General features: G+C 49.8%; 10 protein-coding genes. 6 read left to right on the top strand and 4 right to left on the bottom strand.

The genetic code is table 11. From position 1 onward, the window contains the following. Positions 1–151: 151 nt before the first annotated feature. Both ppk1 and ppx read left to right on the top strand, forming a co-directional pair. Positions 152–2,218, top strand: a complete 2,067-nt coding sequence (gene ppk1, locus ACJHWK_RS12985; protein ID WP_000529576.1) for a polyphosphate kinase 1 — start codon at positions 152–154, stop codon at positions 2,216–2,218. Between the two features lie 4 nt (positions 2,219–2,222). Beyond that, positions 2,223–3,764, top strand: coding sequence for an exopolyphosphatase (gene ppx, locus ACJHWK_RS12980; RefSeq protein WP_001121363.1), 1,542 nt, complete (start codon positions 2,223–2,225; stop codon positions 3,762–3,764). A gap of 38 nt (positions 3,765–3,802) precedes the next feature. On the opposite strand, the gene pdeF is transcribed toward ppx, so the two are convergent. Beyond that, positions 3,803–6,046 carry a cyclic-guanylate-specific phosphodiesterase PdeF gene (pdeF, locus tag ACJHWK_RS12975; protein ID WP_001521043.1) on the bottom strand — a complete coding sequence of 748 codons (2,244 nt, stop codon included), beginning with the start codon at positions 6,044–6,046 and terminating at the stop codon, positions 3,803–3,805. A 181-nt stretch (positions 6,047–6,227) separates the two neighbouring features. After that, positions 6,228–6,380 (bottom strand): hypothetical protein, encoded by a 153-nt coding sequence (locus tag ACJHWK_RS12970; protein ID WP_000017552.1) that lies wholly within the window; start codon positions 6,378–6,380, stop codon positions 6,228–6,230. 17 nt (positions 6,381–6,397) lie between these two features. On the opposite strand from ACJHWK_RS12970, the gene ACJHWK_RS12965 reads away from it, so the two are divergent. From ACJHWK_RS12965 to ACJHWK_RS12955, 3 genes are all read left to right on the top strand, one after another. Then, the gene (locus ACJHWK_RS12965; protein ID WP_000076001.1) at positions 6,398–6,589 is read left to right on the top strand and encodes a YfgG family protein; all 192 of its coding nucleotides are present in this window, start codon (positions 6,398–6,400) and stop codon (positions 6,587–6,589) included. A 310-nt stretch (positions 6,590–6,899) separates the two neighbouring features. After that, positions 6,900–7,418, top strand: coding sequence for a glycine zipper 2TM domain-containing protein (locus tag ACJHWK_RS12960; protein WP_014639259.1), 519 nt, complete (start codon positions 6,900–6,902; stop codon positions 7,416–7,418). 15 nt (positions 7,419–7,433) lie between these two features. Next, positions 7,434–7,973: a DUF5384 family protein gene (locus tag ACJHWK_RS12955; RefSeq protein ID WP_001521044.1), complete on the top strand. Its 540-nt coding sequence runs from the start codon at positions 7,434–7,436 to the stop codon at positions 7,971–7,973. A 94-nt stretch (positions 7,974–8,067) separates the two neighbouring features. Here ACJHWK_RS12955 and guaA read toward each other — a convergent pair whose 3' ends face one another. Together guaA and guaB are read right to left on the bottom strand one after the other, a co-directional pair. After that, a complete protein-coding gene (gene guaA / locus ACJHWK_RS12950) occupies positions 8,068–9,645 on the bottom strand; it encodes a glutamine-hydrolyzing GMP synthase (RefSeq protein WP_000138282.1) in 1,578 nt (525 codons plus the stop codon). Between the two features lie 68 nt (positions 9,646–9,713). After that, positions 9,714–11,180 carry an IMP dehydrogenase gene (guaB, locus tag ACJHWK_RS12945; protein ID WP_001296289.1) on the bottom strand — a complete coding sequence of 489 codons (1,467 nt, stop codon included), beginning with the start codon at positions 11,178–11,180 and terminating at the stop codon, positions 9,714–9,716. A 161-nt stretch (positions 11,181–11,341) separates the two neighbouring features. Here guaB and xseA point away from each other — a divergent pair, with 161 nt between their 5' ends. Further along, on the top strand, positions 11,342–12,718 hold the full coding sequence (gene xseA, locus ACJHWK_RS12940) for an exodeoxyribonuclease VII large subunit (RefSeq protein ID WP_021551967.1): 1,377 nt from the start codon (positions 11,342–11,344) through the stop codon (positions 12,716–12,718). Positions 12,719–12,767 lie beyond the last annotated feature (49 nt).

Raw genomic sequence — 12,767 nt, 5'->3', positions numbered from 1 at the left:
CAGCTCTGCCGCTGGCGTTTTTCAATTCACCTGTAAATCGCAAGCTCCAGCAGTTTTTTTCCCCCTTTTCTGGCATAGTTGGACATCTGCCAATATTGCTCGCCATAATATCCAGGCAGTGTCCCGTGAATAAAACGGAGTAAAAGTGGTAATGGGTCAGGAAAAGCTATACATCGAAAAAGAGCTCAGTTGGTTATCGTTCAATGAACGCGTGCTTCAGGAAGCGGCGGACAAATCTAACCCGCTGATTGAAAGGATGCGTTTCCTGGGGATCTATTCCAATAACCTTGATGAGTTCTATAAAGTCCGCTTCGCTGAACTGAAGCGACGCATCATTATTAGCGAAGAACAAGGTTCCAACTCTCATTCCCGCCATTTACTGGGCAAAATTCAGTCCCGGGTGCTGAAAGCCGATCAGGAATTCGACGGCCTCTACAACGAGTTGTTGCTGGAGATGGCGCGCAACCAGATCTTCCTGATTAATGAACGCCAGCTCTCCGTCAATCAACAAAACTGGCTGCGTCATTATTTTAAGCAGTATCTGCGTCAGCACATTACGCCGATTTTAATCAATCCTGACACTGATTTAGTGCAGTTCCTGAAAGATGATTACACCTATCTGGCGGTGGAAATTATCCGTGGCGATACCATCCGTTACGCGCTGCTGGAGATCCCATCAGATAAAGTGCCGCGCTTTGTGAATTTACCGCCAGAAGCGCCGCGTCGACGCAAGCCGATGATTCTTCTGGATAACATTCTGCGTTACTGCCTTGATGATATTTTCAAAGGCTTCTTTGATTATGACGCGCTGAATGCCTATTCAATGAAGATGACCCGCGATGCCGAATACGATTTAGTGCATGAGATGGAAGCCAGCCTGATGGAGTTGATGTCTTCCAGTCTCAAGCAGCGTTTAACTGCTGAGCCGGTGCGTTTTGTTTATCAGCGCGATATGCCCAATGCGCTGGTTGAAGTGTTACGCGAAAAACTGACTATTTCCCGCTACGACTCCATCGTCCCCGGCGGTCGTTATCATAATTTTAAAGACTTTATTAATTTCCCCAATGTCGGCAAAGCCAATCTGGTGAACAAACCACTGCCGCGTTTACGCCACATTTGGTTTGATAAAGCCCAGTTCCGCAATGGTTTTGATGCCATTCGCGAACGCGATGTGTTGCTCTATTATCCTTATCATACCTTTGAGCATGTGCTGGAACTGCTGCGTCAGGCTTCGTTCGACCCGAGCGTACTGGCGATTAAAATTAACATTTACCGCGTGGCGAAAGATTCACGCATCATCGACTCGATGATCCACGCCGCACACAACGGTAAGAAAGTCACCGTGGTGGTTGAGTTACAGGCGCGTTTCGACGAAGAAGCCAACATTCACTGGGCGAAGCGCCTGACCGAAGCAGGCGTGCACGTTATCTTCTCTGCGCCGGGGCTGAAAATTCACGCCAAACTGTTCCTGATTTCACGTAAAGAAAACGGTGAAGTGGTGCGTTACGCACACATCGGGACCGGGAACTTTAACGAAAAAACCGCGCGTCTTTATACTGACTATTCGTTGCTGACCGCCGATGCGCGCATCACCAACGAAGTACGGCGGGTGTTCAACTTTATTGAAAACCCATACCGCCCGGTGACATTTGATTATTTAATGGTGTCGCCGCAAAACTCCCGCCGCCTGTTGTATGAAATGGTGGACCGCGAAATCGCCAACGCGCAGCAAGGGCTGCCCAGCGGTATCACCCTGAAGCTAAATAACCTTGTCGATAAAGGCCTGGTTGATCGTCTGTATGCGGCCTCCAGCTCCGGCGTACCGGTTAATCTGCTGGTTCGCGGCATGTGTTCGCTGATCCCCAATCTGGAAGGCATTAGCGACAACATTCGTGCCATCAGTATTGTTGACCGTTACCTTGAACATGACCGGGTTTATATTTTTGAAAATGGCGGCGATAAAAAGGTCTACCTTTCTTCCGCCGACTGGATGACGCGCAATATTGATTATCGTATTGAAGTGGCGACACCGCTGCTCGATCCGCGCCTGAAGCAGCGGGTGCTGGACATCATCGACATATTGTTCAGCGATACGGTCAAAGCACGTTATATCGATAAAGAACTCAGTAATCGCTACGTTCCCCGCGGCAATCGCCGCAAAGTACGGGCGCAGTTGGCGATTTACGACTACATCAAATCACTCGAACAACCTGAATAACCCTATGCCAATACACGATAAATCCCCTCGTCCGCAGGAGTTTGCTGCGGTCGATCTTGGTTCAAACAGTTTTCACATGGTCATTGCCCGTGTGGTAGATGGTGCCATGCAGATTATTGGCCGCCTGAAACAGCGGGTGCATCTGGCGGACGGCCTGGGGCCAGATAATATGTTGAGTGAAGAGGCAATGACGCGCGGTTTAAACTGTCTGTCGCTGTTTGCCGAACGGCTGCAAGGGTTTTCTCCTGCCAGCGTCTGTATAGTTGGCACCCATACACTGCGTCAGGCGCTGAACGCCACTGACTTTCTGAAACGCGCGGAAAAGGTCATTCCCTACCCGATTGAAATTATTTCCGGTAATGAAGAAGCCCGTCTGATTTTTATGGGCGTGGAACATACCCAACCGGAGAAAGGTCGCAAACTGGTTATTGATATTGGCGGCGGATCTACGGAACTGGTAATTGGTGAAAATTTCGAACCGATTCTCGTTGAAAGCCGCCGGATGGGTTGTGTCAGCTTTGCCCAGCTTTACTTCCCTGGCGGGGTCATCAATAAAGAGAATTTTCAGCGCGCTCGTATGGCGGCAGCACAAAAACTGGAAACTTTAACCTGGCAATTCCGTATTCAGGGCTGGAACGTGGCAATGGGCGCTTCCGGTACCATAAAAGCCGCCCATGAAGTGTTAATGGAAATGGGCGAGAAAGACGGGATAATTACCCCGGAACGTCTGGAAAAACTGGTAAAAGAAGTTTTACGTCACCGTAATTTCGCATCGCTGAGTTTACCGGGTCTTTCCGAAGAGCGGAAAACAGTCTTCGTTCCTGGACTGGCGATTTTATGCGGTGTGTTTGATGCTTTAGCCATCCGTGAACTGCGCCTTTCTGACGGGGCGTTACGCGAAGGCGTACTGTATGAAATGGAAGGACGTTTCCGTCATCAGGATGTGCGTAGTCGCACCGCCAGCAGCCTCGCCAACCAGTATCACATCGACAGTGAACAGGCCCGACGGGTGCTGGATACCACTATGCAAATGTACGAACAGTGGCGGGAACAGCAACCGAAGCTGGCGCATCCGCAACTGGAGGCGCTACTGCGATGGGCCGCCATGCTGCATGAGGTCGGGTTGAATATCAACCACAGCGGTTTGCATCGCCACTCCGCTTATATTCTGCAAAACAGCGACTTGCCGGGTTTTAATCAGGAACAGCAGTTGATGATGGCGACGCTGGTGCGCTATCACCGTAAAGCGATTAAGCTCGACGATCTGCCGCGCTTTACCTTGTTTAAGAAGAAACAGTTCCTGCCACTGATTCAGCTATTGCGCCTTGGCGTATTACTCAATAATCAACGTCAGGCAACCACCACACCGCCAACATTGACGCTGATTACCGATGACAGTCACTGGACACTGCGTTTTCCGCATGACTGGTTTAGTCAGAATGCGCTGGTACTGCTTGATCTGGAAAAGGAGCAAGAATACTGGGAAGGCGTGGCTGGCTGGCGGTTGAAAATTGAAGAAGAAAGTACACCAGAAATCGCCGCTTAATGCTTTGCGGGCCGACAAGAAATGTCGGCCCGCATTATTCAGGCACTTTCGCGAATGGGTTCGATTTCATTCAGCGTATCAATTAACGGTTGCGGCTTACCAATAAGATAACCCTGCATATAATCGATCCCCAAAGAGAGCACCGCCTCGCGGATCTCTTCGTTTTCAACGTACTCTGCCACTACCCGCATTTTCTTCATTCGCGCCAGGTGGCAAATCGACGCCACTATCTGATAATCCAGACTATTTGACACAATATTGCGGATAAAACTGCCGTCAATTTTAAGCAGATCGGCATTCACATTTTTAAGCCGCGCATAGCTGGCGTAGCCGGTGCCGAAATCATCAATCGCAATCTGGCAGCCTAATTCCTGAAGATGCTGCAAGGTGATTTGCGCCTGCTTAACATTGGTCAGAGCATTACTTTCGGTGACTTCAAAAATAAGTTGCCACGCTTCAATCTGATATTTAGCCAGCAGCTGACTGACTTCAACGGGAAAACGAGCCTGACATACCGAGGTTGGCGACAGATTAATGGCAAAACGGTGAGCGGGCATCTTCGCTCTGTTTTCAGCCATAAATTGCAGCGTATGTTCAATGACCCACATGTCGATACTCGACGATAAACCAAATTCGTGCGCGACCGGCAAGAAGCTGTCGGGGCTGATCAGTTCATCATTCTCACCTTTCATACGCAGAAGAATTTCATGGTAGACATCGCCACGCATACCGGTAATCGGCTGGGCCATCAGGAAAAAATGGTTGTGTTCCAGCGCCTGCTGTAGCCGATTCATCATCGCGACTTTATCTTTCAATTCGCGTTGCAAATACATTGCCCCGCGACGCTGCATATTTTCAGGGGCGTTGGTCACGATGGAAAGCTCGGCGACCGTATTTAGCTCTCCCAGCAGCAGGTAGATATGATTCACTGGCGAGCGCACATAGCAGTAACTGACGCCAATCTGCGGTTGCATCGGCATTCCATCCCAAAAGAAACGAAATTGCTTGAGATGGCTATCCAGTGCGGTAATGCGCTCCTGGTGCGATTCTGTATTCAGTCGCAGCGCGAGATCGTTACCCGAAAGCTGATAAACATCCTCACCCGGTTCCAGCAAGGGTGACAGCCAGTGAGAAAGTTTTTGCTTGTATTGAATCCGCAGCATGATGCCATAGTTCTTAACCAGCATTTCCATGCCAGGGATGCGTAAATAACAAAGCGCAGACCAGGGGGCATCACGCAACGCGCGATTCAGGGCGCGAACATTTGGCAGATGAACCACCGGGTCCACATACGCAAGCCGCTGAATGCGTCTGGCTACCGCTCTCTGACGGGTTGCCAGTACAGCCATATAATTGACAATAAAAGAGAATACCAGATAACTGGAGGAGGTTATGGTCAGCTGCGTGGTATAGCCAGGATAAATGGGAATGTAATTTTGATAGCTGTGGATGCTGATCATCAACACGACCGCCCAGAGCAGCGAAATTAGCTTATAACCATAGCGCATCGCTCCCCACATCATCAGGGGCAGCAATAATGACAAGGTATAGTTGGTGCTAAAAATTGTGCTTTTTTCATTTAACGGCATGCATAACAGCAGCAGTAAAGCACCTAATGCCAGTAGCCAGAGTGCGAACTCTTTTTTGGTGACTTTTACATCAACCTGCTGTTTTAATTGCGAATAATAACTACGTAAATAAAACGGATTTCGCACTGCACGAATGATGAAGTAGCACAGCGGGACACCAATCAGATTGCCCACCAGTAAGGCCTGATAATTGATTAAGGTCCCGAGGTTAAAAGGCATGACGCCGACCAGATTTTCTCTGCTCGCCAGTAATCCTACAAACGCAGCAAACTGGAAAAGTATCAGAAACAGCGTTGCAGGAAACACAATCTGCCAGAATATACGCTGGGAAATTAAACGGGTATCACCATGTGAAACGTTGTTACGCCGGGGAGTAAAGACCCTGTAACCGCCCCAACAGAGAATGATAATGATAATAAAATTAGCCGTTAATGAGAGCGTTTCGTAAAAACCCAGCTCTGCATATTTGCGGACAAAAATCCCTAAGGCGATCCCTGGCAATGCCGCCCAGCTGAAAAACATCATCATGCTGATCATCAGAGCCAGAGGCAGATAAAAGAGAAAAACCTCACCGGAAGAAATATGCGCGAAAGTATTAATGTGGGCGAAAATGGGCAAGATTAAAGAAGGCAGGAACAGCGGAAGCCCCCACCATTTATCACGTATTTTTATATAAGTTGCATTCAGTTTCATAGATGCTCAGCAGAATCCCCCACATCCTGAAGGAGGTGTATTCAGACAGGCATCCCACCTGACTTCGAATGATGATTATTCATCACTATAGAGAGCATTGATTCTAAGTGTCATATGAAAGTTCCAATTGATATATATCAAACAAAATAACCCTGATTAATGAATTATTACGTTTATCATGTTAATTCATCATTATTACATCATCATTGTAAATAATTAAATTAACTTCCATAACATTAAAATATGTATCCACTGACGCTTTTTTACATAACGAAGAATTGACCATTTTGTCCTGTTGTGCCTTAATGTAAGTACCGTCCACAGCGTGGGACATACTTCAAGGAACCTTTTGTGAGTCAGGCAACCAGTATGCGAAAACGACACCGATTTAACAGTCGCATGACCCGTATCGTACTGCTCATCAGCTTTATCTTCTTCTTTGGCCGTTTTATCTACTCGTCCGTCGGTGCATGGCAGCACCATCAGAGCAAAAAAGAAGCTCAGCAATCCACACTCTCCGTCGAATCACCGGTACAACGTTAGCGGTTACCTTCTCCACTTTCACAGAACATAACGGCACCTCGCTGTCGGATGCTTTTGCTCTTTGGGATTATCAAAGCGGCAGATATTCTTTCATCTTAAATTTTACGTCTTTGTCCTGACTGATGTTTATCCTGTTTGGCTGCGAAATAAATATAAAATTAATACATATGTTTTAATGATGTATTTTTATAAATTATTTTCCACATGAATTTTAATAAATTTAATCTATTCCTTAATACGCAATACATTTACTTTCCTCTTTTGATGATCTTAAATGTCTTATTTTTCGTAATGTGTATAACAAGGAATAGTGATGAAATTTAAAAAATGTCTTCTGCCTGTGGTAATGTTAGCGTCATTCACTCTGGCAGGATGCCAGTCAAATGCTGATGATCATGCCGCCGATGTTTATCAAACCGATCAACTGAATACCAAACAAGAAACTAAAACCGTTAATATTATTTCCATTCTTCCCGCAAAAGTTGCCGTAGACAACTCCCAAAATAAACGAAACGCACAAGCCTTCGGCGCGCTTATTGGTGCAGTCGCTGGCGGTGTTATTGGCCACAACGTCGGGTCTGGCAGCAATTCCGGAACGACGGCAGGTGCAGTTGGCGGCGGAGCTGTTGGCGCGGCAGCGGGTTCTATGGTGAATGATAAAACCTTAGTGGAAGGTGTTTCTCTAACGTATAAGGAAGGCACCAAAGTGTATACCTCCACCCAGGTGGGTAAAGAGTGCCAGTTTACGACAGGTTTAGCCGTTGTTATTACCACGACGTATAACGAAACGCGTATTCAGCCAAATACCAAATGTCCTGAAAAGAGCTAATAATCAGGAGGAGTCATGAAGAAAGTTTTTCTTTGCGCCATCTTAGCTTCCTTAAGCTATCCGGCTATCGCCTCATCATTGCAGGATCAACTCTCTGCTGTCGCAGAAGCGGAACAGCAAGGTAAAAATGAAGAGCAAAGGCAGCATGACGAATGGGTCGCGGAGCGCAACAGGGAAATCCAGCAAGAGAAGCAACGTCGCGCAAACGCCCAGGCCGCCGCTAACAAAAGAGCGACAACGGCAGCGGCAAATAAGAAAGCTCGTCAGGATAAACTGGACGCCGAAGCCTCTGCGGACAAAAAACGCGATCAAAGTTATCAAGATGAGCTACGCAGCTTAGAGATTCAGAAACAAAAACTGGCGCTGGCGAAAGAAGAAGCCCGCGTTAAGCGAGAAAACGAATTTATCGATCAGGAACTGAAGCACAAAGCTGCGCAAACCGATGTGGTGCAATCTGAAGCTGACGCAAACAGGAATATGACTGAGGGCGGTCGAGATCTGATGAAAAGCGTGGGCAAAGCAGAAGAGAACAAATCGGACAGCTGGTTTAATTAATCGATGTAAGTAACTTCAAGCCTATAATTCTTGAAGATAAAAAACCCTCTGTAGTAACAGAGGGTTTTGTTCATTCATAGTGCAGGGATCAAAATCATTCCCACTCAATGGTAGCTGGCGGCTTGCCGCTGATGTCATACACCACGCGGGAAATACCGTTCACTTCATTGATAATGCGGTTGGAAACGCGACCGAGGAAATCGTACGGCAGATGCGCCCAGTGTGCGGTCATAAAGTCGATGGTTTCGACAGCACGCAGAGAGACAACCCAGTCATACTTACGACCATCGCCCATTACGCCAACGGAACGTACTGGCAGGAAGACGGTGAACGCCTGGCTGACTTTGTCGTACAGGTCCGCTTTACGCAGTTCTTCAATGAAGATGGCGTCAGCGCGGCGCAGCAGGTCACAGTACTCTTTCTTCACTTCACCCAGAACACGAACGCCAAGGCCTGGTCCCGGGAACGGATGACGGTACAGCATGTCGTACGGCAGGCCCAGCTCCAGACCAATCTTACGCACTTCGTCTTTGAACAGCTCTTTCAGCGGTTCAACCAGGCCCATCTTCATCTCTTTCGGCAGGCCGCCCACGTTGTGGTGAGATTTGATGACGTGTGCTTTACCGGTTGCAGACGCCGCAGATTCGATAACGTCAGGGTAGATAGTACCCTGCGCCAGCCACTTCACGTCTTCCAGTTTCAGCGCTTCTTCATCGAATACTTCAACGAAAACGCGCCCGATGATTTTACGTTTTGCTTCCGGATCGTTTTCGCCAGCCAGCGCTGACAGGAAGCGATCTTCTGCCGGAACGTGAACAATATTGAGACCAAAGTGATCGCCAAACATATCCAGAACCTGCTCTGCTTCGTTGAGACGCAGCAGGCCGTTGTCGACGAATACGCAAGTCAGGTTTTTACCGATAGCGCGGTGCAGCAGCATTGCGGTTACGGAGGAATCCACGCCACCAGAGAGGCCGAGGATCACTTTATCGTCGCCTACCTGCTCGCGGATGCGAGCTACGGCGTCGTCGATAATTTTCGCTGGCGTCCACAGGGCTTCACACTGGCAGATATCACGCACAAAACGCTCCAGCATGCGCATACCCTGGCGGGTGTGAGTCACTTCCGGATGGAACTGTACACCATAGAAGCGTTTTTCTTCGTTAGCCATAATGGCAAACGGGCAGCTTTCGGTGCTGGCTACGGTGACGAAGTCGGACGGGATAGCGGTAACTTTATCGCCGTGGCTCATCCAGACATCGAGCAGCGGTTTACCGTCTGCAGTCAGCGCATCTTCGATACCGCGAACCAGTGCGCTGTCGTTTACGACTTCAACCTGCGCGTAGCCAAATTCACGTTCGTTAGAGGCTTCAACGTGACCGCCCAACTGCATTGCCATGGTCTGCATGCCATAGCAAACGCCGAATACCGGTACGCCTGCTTCAAAGACATACTGCGGCGCACGCGGGCTGTTTTCTTCGGTGGTGCTTTCCGGGCCGCCGGAAAGAATAATGCCGCTTGGGTTGAAGTCACGAATTTGTGCTTCTGTCACATCCCACGCCCACAGTTCGCAGTAAACACCCAGTTCACGCACGCGGCGCGCAACCAGTTGAGTGTACTGAGAACCGAAGTCCAGAATGAGGATGCGATGCTTATGAATGTTTTCCGTCATTGACGCTTATTCCGAGGCAAGTGAAACAGATAATATAAATCGCCCGACATGAAGTCGGGCGAAGAGAATCAGGAGCCCAGACGGTAGTTCGGGGACTCTTTAGTAATGGTCACGTCGTGAACGTGGCTTTCCTGAATGCCCGCACCGCTGATACGTACAAACTCCGCTTTAGTACGCAGTTCGTCGATAGTACCACAGCCGGTCAGGCCCATACAGGAGCGCAGGCCGCCCATCTGCTGGTGAATGATCTCTTTCAGGCGACCTTTATAGGCCACGCGACCTTCGATACCTTCCGGCACCAGTTTGTCGGCAGCGTTGTCGCTCTGGAAGTAACGGTCAGAAGAACCTTTGGACATCGCACCCAGAGAGCCCATCCCACGGTAAGATTTGTAAGAACGGCCCTGGTAGAGTTCGATTTCACCCGGAGATTCTTCAGTACCCGCCAGCATGGAACCCACCATTACCGCGCTTGCACCTGCGGCGATAGCTTTGGCGATATCGCCTGAGAAACGGATACCACCGTCAGCGATAACCGGAATACCGGTGCCTTCCAGGGCTTCTACGGCGTCAGCAACGGCGGTGATCTGCGGAACACCTACGCCAGTCACGATACGAGTCGTACAGATAGAGCCAGGGCCAATGCCGACTTTAACCGCGCTGCAACCAGCTTCTGCCAGAGCGCGTGCCCCCGCAGCTGTTGCCACGTTGCCGCCGATGATTTGCAGATCCGGATATTTAGCACGAGTTTCACGGATACGCTGCAGAACGCCTTCAGAGTGACCGTGAGAGGAGTCGATCAGCAGAACGTCAACGCCTGCGGCAACCAGCGCGTCAACACGCTCTTCGTTACCCGCACCCGCGCCAACCGCTGCACCAACACGCAGACGGCCTTGCTCGTCTTTACAGGCGTTCGGTTTACGTTCTGCTTTCTGGAAATCTTTCACGGTGATCATGCCGATCAGGTGGAATTCGTCATCAACCACCAGCGCTTTTTCAACGCGTTTTTCGTGCATTTTTGCCAGCACAACTTCACGGGCTTCACCTTCACGCACGGTGACCAGACGTTCTTTCGGCGTCATGTAAACGCTAACCGGCTGGCTCAGGTCGGTAACAAAACGTACGTCACGACCGGTGATAATACCCACCAGTTCGTTTTCTTCGGTAACGACCGGGTAGCCCGCAAAGCCGTTACGCTCGGTCAGTTCTTTCACTTCGCGCAGCGTCGTGGTTGGCAGAACAGTCTGCGGGTCAGTCACCACGCCAGATTCGTGTTTTTTCACACGGCGAACTTCTTCCGCCTGGCGTTCAATGGACATATTTTTGTGGATAAAGCCGATACCGCCTTCCTGAGCCAGAGCAATAGCCAGGCGCGCTTCCGTTACGGTATCCATTGCTGCGGAAAGCATAGGGATATTCAGACGAATAGTTTTCGTCAGCTGGGTGCTGAGGTCAGCAGTATTCGGCAGAACGGTAGAATGAGCAGGAACGAGGAGAACGTCGTCAAACGTCAGAGCTTCTTTAGCGATACGTAGCATGGGCAATATCTCGACCAGAGTGGTTAATAAATATTGCCGCGGCATTATACAGAGCGTAACCGATTGCATCTACCCCTTTTTGCAAAAAATGCTTGCTATCCCCGGAGGGCGGGTTACTATCGACTGAATAACCTGCTGATTTAGAATTTGATCTCGCTCACATGTTACCTTCTCAATCCCCTGCAATTTTTACCGTTAGTCGCCTGAATCAAACGGTTCGTCTGCTGCTTGAGCATGAGATGGGACAGGTTTGGATCAGCGGCGAAATTTCTAATTTCACACAACCGGCTTCCGGTCACTGGTACTTTACGCTTAAAGACGATACCGCGCAGGTGCGCTGTGCGATGTTCCGTAACAGCAATCGACGGGTGACCTTTCGCCCACAGCATGGGCAACAGGTTTTAGTTCGCGCCAATATTACGCTCTACGAGCCGCGCGGTGACTACCAGATTATCGTCGAAAGTATGCAGCCTGCCGGTGAAGGGTTGCTGCAACAAAAATACGAACAGCTTAAAACGAAATTGCAGGCTGAAGGTCTGTTCGATCAGCAATACAAAAAACCACTTCCCTCCCCTGCGCATTGCGTTGGTGTGATCACCTCAAAAACCGGTGCTGCGCTACATGATATTTTGCATGTGTTGAAACGTCGCGATCCTTCTCTGCCGGTGATCATCTTCCCCACCGCCGTTCAGGGCGATGACGCGCCGGGGCAAATTGTTCGCGCCATTGAAATGGCGAATCAGCGCAACGAGTGTGACGTATTGATCGTTGGGCGCGGTGGCGGTTCGCTGGAAGATTTATGGAGTTTTAACGACGAACGTGTAGCGCGGGCGATTTTTGCCAGCCGCATTCCGGTAGTGAGTGCCGTCGGGCATGAAACCGATGTGACGATTGCCGATTTTGTCGCTGATTTGCGTGCGCCAACGCCCTCGGCTGCCGCTGAAGTAGTGAGCCGAAATCAGCAAGAGTTACTGCGCCAGGTGCAATCGGCCCGTCAACGGCTGGAGATGGCGATGGATTATTATCTCGCCAACCGCACGCGTCGTTTTACGCAGATCCATCATCGCTTACAGCAGCAGCATCCACAGCTCCGGCTGGCACGCCAGCAAACCATGCTTGAGCGCCTGCAAAAGCGGATGAGCTTTGCGCTGGAAAATCAGCTTAAGCGTGCCGGGCAACAGCAGCAGCGATTAACACAGAGGCTAAACCAGCAAAATCCGCAGCCGCGTATTCACCGCGCACAGACGCGAATTCAACAACTGGAATATCGCCTGGCAGAAACGTTGCGCGCGCAACTGAGCGCAACGCGAGAACGGTTTGGTAATGCAGTAACGCACCTGGAAGCAGTTAGCCCGCTTTCGACGCTGGCGCGTGGTTATAGCGTCACCAGCGCCGCAGATGGCGCAGTGTTAAAGCAGGTGAAGCAGGTGAAAGCGGGCGATACGTTGACCACTCGACTTGGTGATGGTGTGGTGATTAGTGAAGTTAGCGCCGTAACAAAAACGCGTAAACCGCGTAAGAAAGCTGCTAATCCATAAGATGCGCCAGCATCGCATCCGGCACTGGCTCCCAGGCCACGCCAGATGC

It is taken from the genome of Escherichia sp. WS547 (assembly GCF_046486065.1).
Taxonomy (GTDB): domain Bacteria; phylum Pseudomonadota; class Gammaproteobacteria; order Enterobacterales; family Enterobacteriaceae; genus Escherichia; species Escherichia coli.
This window is presented reverse-complemented; position numbering and strand designations above follow the sequence as displayed.

Bases quoted from the DNA above. Each gene is read 5' to 3' on its own strand.
- ppk1 (WP_000529576.1), top strand. From the start codon at position 152: ATGGGTCAGGAAAAGCTATACATCGAAAAAGAGCTCAGTTGGTTATCG.
- ppx (WP_001121363.1), top strand. From the start codon at position 2,223: ATGCCAATACACGATAAATCCCCTCGTCCGCAGGAGTTTGCTGCGGTC.
- pdeF (WP_001521043.1), bottom strand. From the start codon at position 6,046: ATGAAACTGAATGCAACTTATATAAAAATACGTGATAAATGGTGGGGG.
- ACJHWK_RS12970 (WP_000017552.1), bottom strand. From the start codon at position 6,380: ATGTCCCACGCTGTGGACGGTACTTACATTAAGGCACAACAGGACAAA.
- ACJHWK_RS12955 (WP_001521044.1), top strand. From the start codon at position 7,434: ATGAAGAAAGTTTTTCTTTGCGCCATCTTAGCTTCCTTAAGCTATCCG.
- guaA (WP_000138282.1), bottom strand. From the start codon at position 9,645: ATGACGGAAAACATTCATAAGCATCGCATCCTCATTCTGGACTTCGGT.
- guaB (WP_001296289.1), bottom strand. From the start codon at position 11,180: ATGCTACGTATCGCTAAAGAAGCTCTGACGTTTGACGACGTTCTCCTC.
- xseA (WP_021551967.1), top strand. From the start codon at position 11,342: ATGTTACCTTCTCAATCCCCTGCAATTTTTACCGTTAGTCGCCTGAAT.